The organism is Bradyrhizobium sp. CCGE-LA001, from assembly GCF_000296215.2.
Taxonomy (GTDB): domain Bacteria; phylum Pseudomonadota; class Alphaproteobacteria; order Rhizobiales; family Xanthobacteraceae; genus Bradyrhizobium.
Genome location: NZ_CP013949.1, coordinates 6,130,320 through 6,147,822 on the forward strand (window position 1 = coordinate 6,130,320; position 17,503 = coordinate 6,147,822).

Consider the following 17,503-nt stretch of genomic DNA (forward strand, 5'->3'; position numbering starts at 1 on the left):
GACCCGCGGCCGGGTCCTCGTCGGTGATACCGGGCGCGTGCTGGGACCGGAAGGAAATAGTTTCGGGATAGTTGCCAGTCCGCACGGCCGTATTCGACCGCCGGCTCCTGGAAGCTGTTGGTTTCCAATTGCGGGCAGACCTTCGTAGGTCTGGTCGGCGTATGAGCTCCATGTTGTTCGCGATCCGGCCCACGATCAGGGGCGTCCGGCATCGCCTCCCGGCAGGTCCATGTACTTCTCGGTGAACGACATCCTCCTTTTGCCATTCATCGAAGTGAGGTCCGCCTCGCCGAGCTCGCCGCCGACCTCAAAGCGCAATCTCGTGGGACGCAAAATGCGGGGTCAACTGGTCACGGCTCGTTTTTTGAAGTGGACCAACACCGCGTTTGGCTATTTTTTCGACTGCATCGGACAAGTAGTCTGGATGGTGATGGCCGTACGTGTTGAGCAGCACGTCGAGCGACATTCCGAGATAACCTGCGGCTTGCCAAGGATCCGCACCTCTTTGCATGAGCCAAGTCGCTGCGGTGTGTCGCAAAGTGTGAGGGGAGATTCCTGGACCGAGTCCTACAAGCCTAACGGCAGTCCTGAACGCCGTTTTGACCGAGCTCACAGGCTTTCCGTTGTACTCGACAAAGTGCTTTGCCCCTGGATCAATCCGATGCCAGCGTCGCAGGTGAGCAAGCAAGCGCAACGGGATCGGCACAGTCGGCTGCCGCTTGTTGGTCTTCACTGCGCCCTGCTTCAGACGATAGTAGCGACCTCGCTCCAGATCCACGTATGAGCGACCAAGCGCTGGAATGGGGGATGCGGCAGCGATGGCCCCGGCACGGGTGCCGCTGTAGATTCCCAACAGGATGAAGCGAGCAAGATGTCGGAGCGGACGTTTGCTCGTTGGGACCTTTAGTTCATCCAACGGCTGACGCGAGCCCTTCTGCATTTCCCGATAGCGCCAGCAGGTCCAGATCAGTTTGGCCGCATCGCTTCGCGTCAACCACTTGTCTCTCGGCTCGCCCTTCTCAGGCAAAGAGACCTTCACGATTTCCCGATGATACCCTTCATCTGCATGGTGTCCGATGGCGGCACGGAGATCTTCAAGGTCTCGGCGAGCACCGCCCCTTTTAACACGTTTTCTGGTGTAGGAGCGACATGCTTCGCCATTGACCTCGCCAAGCATTTTTGCGCCCCACCACACATTCAATCGCTCGATTCGCTTCTTGAACTTGCGGATATCTGGGATGGTATCTTCGTTTTCGAACTCGACCTTGAAGCGACTGCGAAGCTTATCTAGTTGCGCATCCAAATAAATTGAAAGGACATCAGCAACGGCGATAACGTCTATGTGCCGAACTCGTCGCTTGGGCGTGTACTTCGAGGTTATGTAGTCCCTAAGTCTTTCTTCCGCGAGCGCAATCTCATCTGGAGCGCAGCCTGTGCTGACATCCCGTCCGTTGTCTCTGATGATCCATGTTGCTTGGTGAGTGACCTTCCCGTTTTTATCTCGGCGGGAGCCCTTAAGCTGTAGTCTAGCGCCCTTGCTTCTTCGCGGCATAGCTCTCGCATCCGTTCGATATGCGCCAGCGTTGTAAATTCCTTGCCGGCAATCCTTTCGGTGACCAGCCGGCCACGATCGCGCTCACGGCGCAGTCCCGCGACAGTCATTCCTCCCAAAGGAAACGCCATCTTCACGGCATCAGCAAGGCGAAGAGGAGTATCAACTGTAATTTCAGGTTGCGTTCGATCTGGCATCGACGCATTCAGCTGTGGTTGGAGCTCATAAGAGCAGACCAACCATCATTTACAGAGACTTACTTTCGCATAAAGTATCCGCTCTGCTTCATCGTAGAATCGAGCACGTCCTCGCGCAAACGATCGGGAGAGCGCAGGAAGGACAATATGGATCCGCGCCCGCAAAGGGGAGTTGGGTGCGAAGGCTTCTACGGAGGAGTGCTCCATCCGGCTGCCGCGAAAGCACCTGGTGTGCGAAAACATCCGCAATTCGCACACGTTGTGCCGCTTTGGGTCACCACCTTGCGGAGGTCCGGCTGAGATAGCCAGCGAAATCACAATCTACGGGCAGGCCTTGCCCCAGGGCCGGCGAGACGCCCCAACTGGGCACCAGAAGCGTGAACGCAAAGAACGCTGATATCATAACGCGTGCGAGACGCGAGACACGGCTGCGCGTTCAAAGTGGTCCAATTGCCTCACACGCAACGCATCCTAAGCACTTGAGGGCACTCGTCAAGCGAATGGCCAATGAGCACTTGAAGGGACCGGTTCATCATCGCGGCAAGCCCACGAACCCTGGCCGGGAGGCTGCATACTTTCTCGACCGCCTAGTCGCGATGGGTTCACATCGCAGGCTGTTGGCAGCTAGCATCGTCTTCATGGAGGTCGAGCAGAAGGCCGCCTAAGGGTGCTTGTGATCGCGTGAGAAGGCCAAGAACGCGTCGTCATTGGAGATGGCGGAACAAGGACAATCGCTATCACTCCCTGGATCGGCGTCATTCCAAAAAGCAATTCGCTCGCCGCCCCTTAACTCAGAAACACCGGGGGATCACTTCAGCCGACATGTATCTTCGAGGCAGCTGCAACTTCCAGAATTTGTTCGCCGTATGTTCGTCTAGAGCCCTGGATCTCCAGTTCTCGGTTCCACCCTGAGGTCCACAACGAAGATCGGCAACAACGATCGGGGAAAATTGCGACCTACTGGGCTAAAACGAACGAGCTACGGCGGCAGATCGTTGAAGCTGCGGACCGATCAAGCCTTGCCTGTTCAAAGCCGCCTCATTGACGGATTATGGCGGTCGAAAGCTCAGACTCCCAATGCAAAACAAACACCGAATGCTCATAAAGGCGCTCAAACTTCCAACCGAGCCTCTTCTGGAAAGGGTTCGTGATTAGATCATAGAACTAAAACAGCGGGCAGCGCATCGTGCTATCGGACTCTGATGACGACCGCGCCGCATCTGTCGTTCGGCACGACGTCCGCGTCATTGATCTTGACACCAACAAGTCCCTGGTGGTTCGTATCACTGACCGCGGACCATGGATCCGCGGCCGCGTCCTCGAGTTCTGCTCGTCGCCGCGCGCAGCTTGGGATTATGATCGCGGCTACCGAGGTGCTGTAGCGTCCGTCCATCGTCCCTACGAAAAAAAGCAACCGGCCGGCGGGCACATGCATCAACCGTCTGGCTGCTGGACCAAACCTACCGTGGCTTTCAAGAATCCTGCCTCGATCGCGGCGGTCGTATCCGCCCTCAGAGTCGTCCATGGAGACGAAGTCGCCCGAACCATGCTCGTGGAGGGTATGAACCTTGCCAAGCTGATGGACACTATGTTCTCCGCGCCAATAACGCATCGCGAGGCAGTTCGATACGTCGCGGATGCGATAGATGACTTTGCTACTACGCCAAAACTCGGGCCGGTCTGGCACCTTCGCTACCTGTATGATGACCAGCCCGGCTCACTTCGCGTCGTCGACATGGAAATAGCAACACCGGCCGGTACGTTGTCCAGCAAGGACGTTTGGCTGCGGCTGTGCGTTTAGCGACTCAACTGCCGGTAACGAAGTACTAAGAAGAGGCTGTGCAGGGCGGATGTGGCGCGGAAACAATCTTAAGGCCTGACCGGTGGCATCCACCAGCCCAGAGCCTTCCTTTCCGCCGAGGCTTCTTTCATAACCGCGCGGCTCTGCTTTGAGCGCACCGGCGACCTCGGGACTAGGGTGCCGCGCCTCCAGGCGGATCATGCCGCCCTAGAATCGTAAGATTGTTCTTGGTGCGGAGAGCCATCTCCTGCAGCAGCTCGCCTTAGACTTGTCAGCAAGCATGACATGCCAGAGCTACGCGTGGTACCCGGCGACGGCGGCGGCCCCGGCTGCTGTGATGGCGAACAGAAGTGGGTGGACAGATAATCGACGCCGATGCTGCCTCGGTAGCTGATGTACGAGCCGGCGACTGGATAACGGCCGCAAAGACTTCCGGGCCGCGGTGGACGATCAGTCCCGAAACTCTTGGAAGCAAAAGAAAATATCCCGGCGTCTCGGTCTGCAGCTGCAGAGCTACTTCCAACACGGCTGCACACCCGGTGGCGGAGAGCTCAGTTTGAGGAGGTTCGCCCTCCCAAGATTGTGCTCAGGAAGTCTCGCTCCCGGCAAGCCGAGCCATATGTTAACTAGGAGCCTGAACAAGCAGCACTACGGGCGGCTAAGACAAAGGCCTTGCCTTGCAAGGACAGGTGGCGCACGTTCCATGTTGGATCCATGATAGGGCTCGACTTCAACACGGCAACTGAGATCCGCTGTTTCGAATTCATCCGCAGACTCATCGTTTGGATGATGCTGCTGTTTCCATTGCTCTTCGCAGCGGAAGAACCTTGATGGTGTCGCAATACATGTTGGAGTTGGTGCCCACCGTGTCCTTTCGTACTGGTGAGCAAACTCTGGTATATACTGACATTGCCCTTCGCATCTGCTATATTGCGTCATCGGCGACTTTAAGCGCATCGCTTGGTGAGCGAAAGTTCTGTTTGCCGAGGGCGCATGGAGAGGGATTCGCAGCTTAAGGGTTACATGGACGAACCCGCCAGTGGAACGGCCCCTCAACCGACAGGCACACGAATGACTAAGCGCGGCGCCTACCGCCGCTTCCGTCGTCGCTGAAACAGATCAAAGAGTGCTTCCCCGAAGCGGCGCTGATTTTTTGGCGTATAACGAAATTCAATGGAATTCGGCGAGTGGCCCATCAAGGGCTCGCACCAAGACTTTAGGCGCAATGGATGTTCAGTTTTCAGACCTTCCTTTTATTTCTTGCTGCAGCCACAGTCATAGCTATCACGCCAGGGCCAGGCATCTTCTACATCGTGGCGCGAACCTTTACAGGAGGACGAGCAGAAGGCGTGGCATCGAGCGTAGGCCTGGGGCTCGGCGGCCTTGTACATGTTTTCGGAGGCGCCGCGGGAGTCTCAGCGCTGATCATGGCCAGCGCCGAGGCGTTTACGACCTTGAAAGTAGCCGGCGCGCTCTATCTCATTTGGCTCGGCGCCAAGACATGGCGAGAAGCGCGCTTCGTCGATCCTGCCGATGTACAGGCGATCGGCTCGGGTCGTGCCTTTCGCGAAGGCATCATTGTCGAGGCGCTCAATCCAAAGACAGCGGCGTTTTTTCTGGCATTCATCCCACAGTTTGTCGATCCATCTATTAACGTCCCCACGCAGTTCGTTGTGCTCGGTCTCGTCTCGGTTGCGCTCAATACAAGCGCGGACCTGATTGTGACCTATTGGGCCGCGAGGGCGAAGGATGGTTTTGCAAGACGGCCATCTTTCATCCGACGGATGCGGCAGGCGTCGGGCGCTGTGATGTGCGGGCTCGGAGCGACCCTGCTTTTTGCTCGCCGGAACGGCTGACGCCCGCCCAAGCCCTTGGCTGCATCGACGACGAGCGCTGACGCCGCTTGTGTTGTGATAGCCGGCAAGTTGTTCGGTAAGGAGACTTCGAAGGTGGTCTCGATCAGCGAAGTTAGAAGCTCCTTGTGTAGATGTGCAACTCGATCTTGGGGCAGATGAACAGAATCTCTTTTGGTGTGATGATTCATGATACGGCCGTTCAGGGCGGCCGGTTTGGCCTGACAAAATGAACAGCTACCATTAGCCGTTCAAGAGCAAGAAGCCTGGAAAGGACATAACCGGCTTTCCGCTCACGCCGCATACAACGGCAACCGGATCGCTTTCACTCTAAAAGTACAGGCGGCCCCGCTTTGGAAAGATCTTAGCGCGCATGACGGCCCGCTCGACCAGTTTCTACATCAAGGCGCTGACGCATCGCGGGCGGCGCCTTCATAGCAACGGGTTCGCGGGTGGCGTGCCAAACGAAAAGGGGTTCATGCGCAAGGTGAAATAGCAGAAAAGGGTCTTGGAATTCTCCCCAGGCCATATTGGAAAGCGTAATAATATCAATCCGGGCTGCGGGAAGCCGCCCGTGCCGCGCAATAAATTCGGAGAGCTTATCAACGCCTCGACGGTCATCCTTGGTGCGGCGTGCAGTTACGAGATGGCAGCTTCATTCAAGTGTAGGACCGCGCATGTCTTGCGGGCGCAGCTCGAAACTTCTCAGGATCAGCGCGGATTACCTCGCCGCTAACGAGGAGATCTCCAAAAAACGGCCGACCACCGAACCGGTTATGCACAGGAGGAACGCCGCGCAGCTTGCTCGCCGCGCGACCCGTCAGCTTTGTTAGCGCTGATGACCGAGGCCAATGCCTAAAATGAGAGCCTTTTGGCGCAGTGATCCGACAGTTCGCTTCATTTCCTTCGATATTCTTGAAACCGGCGTTCGATCCTTCGAATGCTTCTTAAGAACCCGCAAATCGGCGGGTGTCCACTCGCGTCGCGTCGGCTTCTTTTTGGCAGGACGTTTCACCTTGTTAGCTCCTTATCCTCGTCAGGCAGCGCTGTTAGCACAGCGAACGGAATTTTCAACTAACGAGTAGGTCATAGCGATACACGTCTAGGGCATAAAACCTTTCGTGAGAACGTTTCAAACTTAGCTCTGTACCGAGTGCACGGTTCCATTCCGCGGCTTGGAAAGATCTTCGTCAGTTGCTGAAAGAAACATTTGGCGAGCGAAACGCGTGGATTCCCTCCAGAGCCTCCGCTCCAGCTCGACGAAGGCTTCCTCAAAGCACGCAGCATGGCGGCATCGACAGCAATCCGAAAATCGTCGGGACATCGGCGGCTCCTGTCGCATTGCGATCTCAAACTCGGTCACCACCGCTGGGCCGGTATCTATGCGCTCCGACTTCCCACGCAGACGTAGCTTGAGAATGATGCAATCGAACGCTGCACATCGCGCCGCGATCGGCGAGCACTACATGCGGACCAGCGCTACTTTGACAAAACGATCTACTGCGTCAGCCGCAATGACTTTATGGTTGGTAGGCGTCCCTGCATCCCCCCGCATTTACCTGCCGCAGCGAAATCGTTTGCTGAAACGGTCGAGGGGAGCAGCCGGAATTTTGGAAGGTCTGCGTGAAGTATGAGGTGATTGCTGCCACGCGGTTTAACGATTACGTGCTGGTGCAGTGCGAAGCAGTCCCCAAACATGGCGCTGAATCAAACCGCAATCTGCAACCGGAGATGGAATGAATAAAGAGCAGCTCCTTGGCGCCGGTCGGGCGACTGACGGGGCGGCTAATTCCTCCCGCGGAAAGGAGAGTGTCAATAGCCAGATCCTCGCGCCAGCGGTGACGGAATGTTCGTTAATGTGTATTGCTACCCAGCGCCGAACGGAGCTTGCGATCGCGCTCGCCTGACATGGCAAGTCACCCGTCTGGTTTAGTTTCGGAGCGAGGAAGCGATACTTATACCCGAACCACCGGTGAAGCTGGCGCTAAGCACTTGGACGCCAGTTCGCTGGCGGCCTTGCTTGCGAAGCGGGCGGCAAACACTTGCTGAGTCGGGACGAGACACTTCAGCCGTCCACGACTTACCGGGAGGGTCTTTGCCGACAGAACGTTGCCTCCCCCAAAAATGATGTTGAGTATTGTGCCAAAAGTGATCCGGAATAGCATGATCCCGCCAGCGCAATTAGCATTTTGTCCGTGGGATTTCGCTTTCAGCGCACTGATGGATCCTATCTAGATGCATTGAGATGTGGCTCATGGCTGAGCTTGGCTTGCCCCAATTGAGGTATCACCGCTGAAGGTCATCAATCTTCGATGTTCAGATCCTTTTGATCAGGATTGCATTGTTAGGTGCAATCCTGCACGGCGTGAATGACATCTTCCCGGGAAATGATGCCGGCCAGCCGCTGATCCGCATCGAGCACCGGCACGCTCCTGAGACGATAATTGACCATCAGCTCAAGTACCCGAGTGAGCCTGGTGTCCGGGGCAACATAGATGAATTCCGAACTCATTACATCGGCTACCGTACGCTGCATCAGATCCGGGTATCGCGGACTCATGCGTGCGGCCGAGAAGACAAAACAGGATAGGTAGTCGAGCTTTGAGACTATGCCGAGCACCTGCTCGCCGTCGATCGCTGGATAAGCGTTGAAGTCTTGGGTTTTGAAAAGCTCGCCAAGCTCGCGCATCGTAGTGTCGCGCCCGACCGTCCTGGGTTTACGTGTCATGTAGTCGGCAACTATTTGCTCGAGAAACTTGTACACCGCCACGCCCTCGCTTTCGTTCCGGATGGTTTCTAGCATACCTCGCCGCAAAGATATTGCCCCATGTCAAACGTATGGAATAACCAGCGAGCAACACTTATGAGATGAGCCGCTGCGTCACGAGTGAATTGTCCAATGCACGCAGGCTGGGAAAGTCCACAGGCCGGCAACGAGCAGGCCCCCTGAGCTGGAGCTTTTTTAGGCTGCGGCGCGGCTTCGTCTCGTTTGACCCCGTACCATGGGGCTCCAGCTAAGCCGACCGGTCTTGCAGGCGAGCCTAGGCAATGTCTCATCCGTTCCTTGATGACCTCGCTATCGTGATTTGCCTCGCCGAACCTTTGAAACGGCATCGACCATATCGGCACCATCGCGCGCAATCCGAGGAGCAGAAACGGCGCGACTAGTATCATCGCGACCGGTTTTGTTCGTCTGGCTTGTTCCTTGGAGCAGCCCGAGGCCGAGATTGCCACGGCACGCAACGAGGGCCTCGCCCCTGACGAGCGCTGGCATAGTCCTCGAGGAGCTTAAGAGCCTCGTTCGCGTTCGTCGCAAGGATCGTGTGTGCCCGCTCGCCCCAGTGAGCCCGCCCAGGGCCCGACAATGGTCCGGGCACGAAAGACGATCCTATCCCCGACATGCCGCCGCGCTGGTATGATTGATACCAGGCATCAGGTTGCAGGCCCGCACCAGCGCGTGCGTCACATGGGACACGTACTATTCCAGAAGCAACATCTGCCCTGCCCCCGCACGAGCGCTGACCTGAAAGTTCAATGGGAGAAGTCGCTAAGACATTCACACGTGATAAATGCGACGAGCAAAGTTCGACTCAGCACTATTTCTCCCTGCTCGACCTGGATGACACATTGTTCGTAGGGGGGTGGCCGGTGCGGCTCGTTCCTGCGCTCTGACCGCCTGCGGCATTATCGCCGCAGCTGTTGCCCTGGTTGGTATTCACCGTGCCGCCGACATTCGTTCCTGCGGTGCCCTGCACGCTCGAGGAATTAGTCGTTGCCTGTCCCACGGCGGAGCCGCCCGAGTTGCTCTGAGCCAGGACGAATGAATAGCTGCCGACCATGAGGCTCAGAAACAAGCAATACACTTCATCATCTATTTTGACTCCTTGTTTCGAAGCAGGTCTGCGGCGTCGTCATAGCCATGCCGGCTGCCGAAGACATCAACGCCATCATTCCGCAGCCGATGACCAGCGAGAGGGAGCCCGGACCAAGGGCGCATCCATTTTCGTCCATGGCGGCATCCTCCACTCCTTTGGTTACGCTCCAGGCCCACGCGATGCCGAACACGCAAGGCCACGCATGGTGAACAACGCCGCGATGAGAAGAACTTGACCGGGCTTGACGTTGCGCATGGGCGACTTCCTTCGGGCAACCGCAGCGACCTAGGTCAGTTCCTAATGCGATCGTTTGGACACTTTCAGCATCCAAGGCGTTCGACTAGCCCCTTGGAAAAGGTGTCGAGCTCCGGTACGCGCGTGGCGAGGCGCCTGGTGCGGTCCGCCCGATCCCGCCCGCTGTTCGACAGGATGGCATGTCCCGCTTGAGGTCCTCCATGACGGCGAAGCTAACCGAAATGGGATCAGTTCACGATCGAACGACAGCCGCGGCCTACCACCGCCCGGATCTTATGTGGGCGCTAAGTAGCGTCACCCGGCAAATATCCAATCCATCTTTGACGCTCGCCTGCCGAGCTATCAGATGATTGCCGGGATCGCTGGATGTGCGCTGCTCGACATAAATGTGGCCCGCCACGATTACCGCGACGGAAAAGGCGATTGTCAGCATCGCTGTCGCTCGTTCGGGATATCCGCTCAAGCTCGAATGCTGTTCTTGGTCGAATCGCGCGGCGGGCAGCTGTTCCTAACTATGTAAGTAACTTGCTCTCGGTCAGGTCGACATTGCGACTACTTCGTTAACACGAACGCTGTCGTCGTCCCCGGTCGGCGCAACGCCACTGGCCGGGAAAATTGGCCGATCCCGCTCCGAGGGAGCCTCTTAAAGGTTCGGCATTCGAGCGACCCTCGCTCTCGTTCCTTCTAGGCTTTTAGATGAGACACTTCGGCCTTGGCTGCACGCCTCCTAATCGCGCTTTTCCATCGCTACCGTCTTCTTATCGGTGCGTTTGAATGAAAGACGTTTCAGAGGGCAGCACAGGCTGCGCGCGACACTTGAGCACAGGCAGGTCTGGCACGATTTCGCTGTCCCTGCGGCCACATCTGGCGCTGACTGCTCCTCAGCGGGGCGTTCCGTTCCAGATAGGGTCTTCAAGATCCTGGCCAGCTGTCCGGATGAACCAAGTGAGCGGATGTCTCATGCGCCTGGCTTGTCTATGCCCCGTCCCGCGCAAGATATCACGCGCCAAGCACGCGGCCCTGAAGGCTCGCTTTAGCGTTTCATACCTTCGCGACGACTTGCCATGGTAGTGCAGGCGCAACGTTCGTGGCATCGAGGCTCACGACAGTAGAGCTTAGCCAATGCGCAGGTTTTCTGCCGATGTTTTGCCATGGCGCCCGGTCACTAGTTCGTAGCTGACCTTGCACCCCTCTGGCAGTTCGCTCAGCCCCGCTTTCTTGACCACAGATATGTGCACGAACACGTCAGAACCGCCTTCATCTGGCTTGATGACTCCATAGCCTTTGATTGCATTGAACCACTTCACAGTCCCCATCGCCAATTTTGTATCGCTCCTTGATAAAACACGCTCGGGTTATAGCTCGCTCGGCGTGACGGCGAGCCGATGGCTAAACGCCGACGCGCGCTTGGTATAGCTGCATTCACTCCACCGCACCGAAATCGCAACAGGATCGAAATCAAGGGATCACAAGGACCCTTCTCGCCCATTTGTACGCATCGTATCCGATGCACGTCGCCCGCGTTGACATCCGGCAATGGATGTAACGAGTCCATCGTCGTGCAGTCAAGATCGGCTTTTCGTTTCGCCCAAGCCTCACGCAGGGCGGCGCCCGTGCCATAGGAAGACGCAAGGCAGACCAATCGGCTGTTCAAGAATTCATGGGGCCGCATCATCCTTTCGGAAGATGGCCGCGGCCAGCGCACGGCAAGCTCTTACACGTGAACGATCGGTCTGTCGTCTAAACCGCGGAGCATTGCTAGACGACAGTTCAGCTTGATTTCGTCGCGGCTGGCTAACAGCGTTGCAAAGTCCCGTGTCTTGCCTTCCAAAGAGGAGACGTGGATGGCACACTGGCACCGAGGAGCTTGATTGTCGACCGCCCACCTGTAGAGCCCCGAAACCTCGCGACGGCGGGACCGCTTCAGCACGACGCCGCCAGTGTTTACTGTCGCAGAACATTCTCTTCACGTTCATGCAAACGAACAGCATCTAATGGAAGAAGACAATGCGACACGTGTCCATTGTAAGAGCCCGTCGGCCGCGCTCCACATTGCCCATTTGTCGCCGTCTGTCGATCACTTTCAATGATAGCTTGGTATTCGGTCAGCCGCGCAAAGCATTCAAGCGCAGCGAACACGCTTCTTAAGATCTCCGCACCGCTCGACTTGGGCCTCTCAGCGGCCAACGATGACGCCTTCTGTCGTTCAATCCACCCTGTCGTTGGTGGGATGTACGGATCTCGACATAACGCTTGAACCGCACGTGGCGTCAGATTGTAGGATCTTAACGCAGGCGCGACCGTGTCTGGCCACCCAACGGCTTCCGGCTAAGGAAACTCGGGAATGTCTCACAATCTTTTGCGCACTTTCCGCCCCAGCCTGTCCTCGAGAACTTCCACGAAAGGTGCGTCGTACCTTCAATGCCCACTGGTTTCCTGGCTTGATGCGTTGGGGATTAGAGACTTTTGTCAATGCATCAGCCAGCGGACGGACGCGGCTCTTCGCCTGCAGCCAACCGGAGAGATTTCACGCCGCGCTTGTCAGGTCTTGGGCTCCAACGAGCAGGAGCTTGCGCATGTGGCGCTCGGTTTCAGCGAAGGAGCGAGACGAGACCATCCTTCCGCGATCATCGTGCTGATCGACAAGAAAGCCGATGACCATGCCAACGAAATATCAGCAGGCGCGCGCAGTTGATCAACAGTTCCATAAGTAAGCAGGCCGGGCCCTCTGTGATCAAGCATCAATGGCGACCTGCGGCTTGAGAGAGCTGCGCGTTACGACCTATTGCAGCTCGAATTGGACCATCCGAATTCCCCGAGTCCCTCGCCCCGCATGCTCCGAAGCAATTCAACTCTTCCAAGCCGGCACCCCATGTAGGCCGCCGTCACATCTGACGACAACGCCGTTAAACGAGGCCTAAGTCGGCTTGGCTTTTGACGAAGATCTGGAAAATGAAACAATTGCCCTTTGATACAGTTTTGATCGCTAATAGAGGTGAGATTGCCGTACGTATCATCAAGACACTGCGCAAGCTTGGGCTTCGCTCCGCAATCGTGTACCACGAGATCGATGCGGACACTCCCGCGGTCTCGATGGCCGACGCCGCTATACCAATCAGCGGGCGTACACCCATTGCGGCATATCTCGATATCGCCCAGATCATCGCTGCTACTCACAAAGCGCGGGCCGGCGCCCTTCACCCTGGCTATGGCTTTCTATCGGAGAATGTCGAGTTCGCCCGCGCGGTGATAAAGGCTGGCATCACCTTCATCGGTCCGGCTCCCGAAAGCATAGAACTGATGGGCGATAAAATTCGCGCTCGCGACTTCGTCCAGCGGAACGGATTTCCGGTCGCACCTAGCGCAGTTGAAGAAGACGATCCAGGGACATTCATATCTCGCGCGCGAGCAGTCGGGGCCCCTTTGCTCGTCAAACCTTCGGCGGGCGGCGGCGGTAAGGGAATGCGGATTGTGCGCGATCTCGGATCGCTAGAGGACGCGATTGCGCAAGCTCGCAGTGAGGCTCAGCGATACTTCGGATGCAGTCGGCTCTATGTCGAACGATACATCGAACATCCGCGGCATCTCGAAGTTCAGGTGCTCGGTGACACGTTCGGACACGTTTTGCATCTTTTCGAGCGGGAGTGCTCGGTCCAACGACGATTCCAAAAGATCATCGAGGAAACGCCATCGCCTGCGTTAACCTCCGATATGCGTCAACGATTGTGCGACGCCGCGGTCGGAATCACGCGTGCGGCCAACTATCATAATGCCGGGACTGTTGAGTTCATATTTGACGGGACAGAGTTCTATTTTCTCGAGATGAACACGCGTTTACAGGTCGAGCATCCAGTGACCGAGATGATTACCGGCATCGATCTTGTTGCCGAACAGATCTATGCCGCCGCCGGCTGTAAACTCGGATTTTCGCAATCCGACATCTTGCAAAGTGGTCATGCAATCGAAGTCCGGTTGTGTGCAGAAGCGCCCGAACGAGGGTACGCACCCACAACCGGCAAAATACTTATGCTCGAGTATCCGGAGGGCGACGACATACGGATCGACAGTGGCATCTCGGAAGGTCAGAGAATTACGACCGCATTCGATCCCTTGCTCGCGAAGATTATTGTGCATTCGCCCACACGCTTGGGAGCTGTGCAGAAGGCAGGTCGCGCTATCCGGGAATTGGTACTTCTCGGCTGTGAAACAAACGCGGGCTCTCTGGCGCGCATCCTCGCGGATGAAGGATTTCTACGCGGCCACGTTCATACGGGATATCTCGACGGGAATCCGTTGCTTGCAGAGAGTGGCTCCGGGGTCGCACTGCCGGTCTTCTTGGCAGCAGCCGCTCTGCTGACAAGACAGGTCCGAGACTCCGCGGATGCTGTACCCGAGCTTCACGTGGTGTTAGGAAGCTGGAGAAATTGAGGTGAAACACTGCTTTGAGGTCAATGGCGTAGAATATCACCTATGGCTTGTACGCTACGAAGACGGATATCGCCTTCGCTTGGATAATGAGGTGATTGCCTCGCTGAAATTCTCCCGGCAAGCTGAGCGTCGCGGTACCCTCACTATAGCAGGTGAGTCCGAGCCAGTTAGATTCGTTTTTGATGGTGAGACTGTCCATTTGCATATGCGTGGCCTGGCGCGCAGCTTGCGCTATCGCGATCCCATGCAGGCCCCTGCTTCGGCGAGCCAGGAAACAAATCAACTGAAGGCCCGTGCGCCAATTCCTGGGATGGTGCTAACCATCAACATTTTGCCGGGACAACCCGTGGCCGCCGGCGCAGCCTTGATGACTATCGAGAGCATGAAGTTGGAAACCATCATACGCGCTCCAAAGCATGGCGTCGTCAGCCGCATTCATTTCAAAGAAGGCGAAAGCTTCGAGCGTGACGCTGTACTTGTTAGCCTTGTAGAGGAAGGAATTTAGAATGCAGCGGATCGCCTCTCTGGTAGACCCGAGATCGGAAGGGTTTCGCGCCAACGAACTTCACAATAAGCGGCTTGCAACTGAGTTGAAGGCGCTCCAGCATGCCATCCGCTTCGACCGGCCAGCGCGAGAAATCAAGCGGCTGCAGCAACAGAACAAGATGTTCGTTCGTGATCGGATCGAGGCATTACTCGATCCTGATACGCCGTTCCTGGAGCTCTCGACGCTGGCTGGCAATAGGGCGTACGACGGTGAGGTGCCGAGTGCGGCCCAAGTCGTTGGCCTTGGAATCGTTGCTGGTCGCGAGGTTATCGTTCACGCGGATGATCCCAGTGTGAAAGGGGGGGCCTGGTATCCGCATTCAGTCAAGAAGATCGTGCGAGCTTTGGACATAGCGATCGAGAATCACCTGCCTGTGATTCATTTGTGTGATTGCGCTGGCGGTTTCCTACCGATGCAGGCCGAGTTCTTTGCGGATAAATACCATGCCGGACGAATCTTTCGGAACCAGTCCATACTCTCGAAGATGGGAGTGCCGCAGGTCGCTATTGCAATGGGTCATTGCACCGCGGGGGGCGCCTACGTTCCGGCACTCAGTGACTACAACATCATCGTCGAGGGCACGGGAGCGATTTTTCTCGGCGGCCCCCCGGTTGTCAAGGCTGCCACCGGCGCGGTAGTTACTGCAGAAGAGCTTGGTGGCGGCCACGTGCACACGAGCGTATCGGGGACGTGCGACTATCTCGCCAGGTCCGAGGCACATGCGATTGCGATCGCTCGTGACCTCATCGCTCGCTTCCATCTGCCCGCGAAGACCCTGATCAACCGGGCCGCCCCGGAGCCGCCGGCCTACGATGTGTCAGAACTGTATGGTATCCTTCCAAGGGATCCACGCGCGCAGCTTGAGATGCGAGAGGTCATTGCCCGTCTGGTCGATGGCAGTCGCTTCCACGAATATCAGCCTTGCTACGGCGAGACTCTGGTGTGCGGCTTTGCACAGCTCCACGGCTACCAAATCGGTGTCCTGGCAAACAATGGTGTGCTCATAAGCGAAAGCGCACTGAAAGGCGCTCATTTCATTCAGTTGTGCGACAAGAACCGAACACCCCTTCTCTTCCTGCAGAATACCACCGGTTTCATGGTTGGTCGAGACTACGAAAGGCGAGGCATAACCAAGGATGGCGCTAAGTTGATCATGGCGGTGGCGGGAGCGTCTGTGCCCAAATTCACGCTTATTTGCAACAGCTCCCATGGAGCCGGCACCTACGCTATGGCAGGACGGGCTTTTGACCCACGCTTTTTGTTTTCCTGGCCGAACTCTCAGATCTCAGCAATGGGCGCCGAACAAGCGGTGGGCGTGCTCACACATGTCAAGGCGAAGCAATTGGCGTGCCGGGGTAGGCGACTTTCGGAAGAGGAGTTGACAGCCATTCGTCAGCCCATTGTGGAAGAGTATCGGGAACGGTCGAACGCCTACTATGCGACATCCGAACTATGGGACGACGGAATTCTTGATCCGGTGGACACCAGGACCGCCCTTGCTATCGTTCTTAGCGCCTCGCTCAATGCACCCATCGCGGCGCCCCATTACGGCGTCTTCAGAATGTAGCGGCGGGCACCGGGGATCGAGATCAGATGAAGGCAAGACACGATGTTCCTCCGCTACACCAGAGCCGGCGTACCATTCGCATTTCCCAGACGCGCGGCCAAAGCGCCGTGCTCGCACCCACTCACGAAGGAGGCCCTGCGTCGGAGAGCTCCATACACACCGTCGGCGTATAATCCGCAAGACTTGGGTCTGGGCGCACTTTGAGGGATTAGGTATGGCGTTGCGCCCGGCTCGACGACAGAGCGAACACTCCCCAGACTTCATCAGCCGCGAACCTCGACTTGAGTCGGCTTCGCGCGGCCCAGTTTGAAACGGCTTCCTCTCATATGTCGGGTTCTACGCCGCACGCCTCGATCGTGTTGCTCGTCTCTGGCGCCTGCAGGCTGGCTTGTGCCCAACCCTGATGCAGACGTAGCCCAAAGCAGTCGTGCAGCCGACTACGAGATCGCGCGAAGCTCAACACTCAAGGAATCTGCGTCTATGCTGTGCCCAAAATGTCACTCGAATAAATGGTGCCAGAGTGCCTGGCACGATCCCTGGACTGGCCGACCGGTGAGGGCGTGTAGTGCTTGCGGCGAGTATGCCGATTACGACTGCGCACGGCGCAACAAAGCGGTTGCGCTCATCGCCCGCGCGTTATCGGATGACCTCAACAAAGATCCGCGGGTGGCTGCGGAGAACATCTTGGGTGCTCTCGAGAAAGCCGGGCTGACAATCGCTCGCACTGAGACGATATGGACACGTCTTTGGCGGAGTTAAGTACCTTCCCCGCCCGTCAGGGAGCTTGCTGCCCCGATTGACGTTGGCCTGCAGCCGTAGCGCATGATGGCTCTTGCCTTCAGACCGGATCGTCATTAGGCGAGCTGCACTGCGCTCGAGTGATAAGTGAGTGCGATGGTGGACTTCCGCGGCCCGATACAGCTTATTCGCGTCACCTCAAACGCGGCGCCAATGCCTACTACGTCGCATTCGAAGCGTAATTCGGTGAATCAAAGATCGCGCCGGTCGCCCAAATTGAAACACGGTCTACCTGCGCTAGAGGTGCTCAACGCTTCACTGAGCTCGACGTAGGCCAGGCATTGTGGTCCCGATGCCATTCTCGAAATTGGCTGATCGGAACGATCGACATCGTACGATGATATTCCGGTACATCGCCGCTTCGCCTTGGCGACTGTCGATTCGCGTGATCCTTCTACATGTCCATGGTTGGCGTCGGCCGATGATTGTCGCTTTGCGCCCGTGAACGACTGTCCGGCAGAATAAGCCGCTAGAACGCCATCGCAGGGCTTGAAACGCACGTTGCGTCAGGTTGTAGCCTGTACGCTGATCGTGGCGCCAACCTCGATCTATTTGGCCCCGACGGTACTAGCGCGATCGGGCCTATAAAGAGCAGCATAGAGGAAGGCCCCGTGTGCATCGACTTCTAAC

Annotated in this window: 9 protein-coding genes; 6 read left to right on the forward strand and 3 right to left on the reverse strand. The window is 57.0% G+C overall.

Annotated features, from left to right (window positions below; translation table 11 throughout):
- Positions 1–307: 307 nt before the first annotated feature.
- Positions 308–1,552, reverse strand: coding sequence for a tyrosine-type recombinase/integrase (locus BCCGELA001_RS36275; RefSeq protein WP_083543410.1), 1,245 nt, complete (start codon positions 1,550–1,552; stop codon positions 308–310).
- A gap of 1,383 nt (positions 1,553–2,935) precedes the next feature.
- Here BCCGELA001_RS36275 and BCCGELA001_RS38955 point away from each other — a divergent pair.
- Both BCCGELA001_RS38955 and BCCGELA001_RS28640 read left to right on the forward strand, forming a co-directional pair.
- Entirely contained in the window at positions 2,936–3,550 is a 615-nt protein-coding gene (locus BCCGELA001_RS38955; RefSeq protein WP_236840766.1) for a septal ring lytic transglycosylase RlpA family protein, read from the forward strand.
- A 1,229-nt stretch (positions 3,551–4,779) separates the two neighbouring features.
- Positions 4,780–5,406: a LysE family translocator gene (locus BCCGELA001_RS28640; protein ID WP_060736857.1), complete on the forward strand. Its 627-nt coding sequence runs from the start codon at positions 4,780–4,782 to the stop codon at positions 5,404–5,406.
- Positions 5,407–7,747: 2,341 nt separating this feature from the next.
- Here BCCGELA001_RS28640 and BCCGELA001_RS28645 read toward each other — a convergent pair.
- The gene (locus tag BCCGELA001_RS28645) at positions 7,748–8,167 is read right to left on the reverse strand and encodes a CBS domain-containing protein (RefSeq protein ID WP_060737896.1); all 420 of its coding nucleotides are present in this window, start codon (positions 8,165–8,167) and stop codon (positions 7,748–7,750) included.
- A gap of 2,481 nt (positions 8,168–10,648) precedes the next feature.
- A complete protein-coding gene (locus BCCGELA001_RS28650) occupies positions 10,649–10,849 on the reverse strand; it encodes a cold-shock protein (RefSeq protein WP_083543413.1) in 201 nt (66 codons plus the stop codon).
- 1,028 nt (positions 10,850–11,877) lie between these two features.
- Here BCCGELA001_RS28650 and BCCGELA001_RS37440 point away from each other — a divergent pair.
- The 4 genes from BCCGELA001_RS37440 (at position 11,878) to BCCGELA001_RS28665 (ending at position 16,075) form a co-directional block, all read left to right on the forward strand.
- Positions 11,878–12,228 (forward strand): hypothetical protein, encoded by a 351-nt coding sequence (locus BCCGELA001_RS37440; RefSeq protein ID WP_144441520.1) that lies wholly within the window; start codon positions 11,878–11,880, stop codon positions 12,226–12,228.
- Between the two features lie 257 nt (positions 12,229–12,485).
- On the forward strand, positions 12,486–13,961 hold the full coding sequence (locus BCCGELA001_RS28655; protein ID WP_060736858.1) for an acetyl-CoA carboxylase biotin carboxylase subunit: 1,476 nt from the start codon (positions 12,486–12,488) through the stop codon (positions 13,959–13,961).
- Position 13,962: 1 nt separating this feature from the next.
- Complete coding sequence (locus BCCGELA001_RS37445; RefSeq protein ID WP_144441521.1) at positions 13,963–14,466, forward strand: acetyl-CoA carboxylase biotin carboxyl carrier protein subunit; 504 nt, start codon at positions 13,963–13,965, stop codon at positions 14,464–14,466.
- Position 14,467: 1 nt separating this feature from the next.
- Positions 14,468–16,075: an acyl-CoA carboxylase subunit beta gene (locus BCCGELA001_RS28665; RefSeq protein ID WP_060736859.1), complete on the forward strand. Its 1,608-nt coding sequence runs from the start codon at positions 14,468–14,470 to the stop codon at positions 16,073–16,075.
- Positions 16,076–17,503 lie beyond the last annotated feature (1,428 nt).

Coding starts and splice junctions, on each gene's coding strand:
- BCCGELA001_RS37440 (WP_144441520.1), top strand. CDS start 11,878: ATGTCTCACAATCTTTTGCGCACTTTCCGCCCCAGCCTGTCCTCGAGA.
- BCCGELA001_RS28640 (WP_060736857.1), top strand. CDS start 4,780: ATGTTCAGTTTTCAGACCTTCCTTTTATTTCTTGCTGCAGCCACAGTC.
- BCCGELA001_RS36275 (WP_083543410.1), bottom strand. CDS start 1,552: ATGCCGCGAAGAAGCAAGGGCGCTAGACTACAGCTTAAGGGCTCCCGC.
- BCCGELA001_RS28650 (WP_083543413.1), bottom strand. CDS start 10,849: ATGGGGACTGTGAAGTGGTTCAATGCAATCAAAGGCTATGGAGTCATC.
- BCCGELA001_RS28665 (WP_060736859.1), top strand. CDS start 14,468: ATGCAGCGGATCGCCTCTCTGGTAGACCCGAGATCGGAAGGGTTTCGC.
- BCCGELA001_RS28655 (WP_060736858.1), top strand. CDS start 12,486: ATGAAACAATTGCCCTTTGATACAGTTTTGATCGCTAATAGAGGTGAG.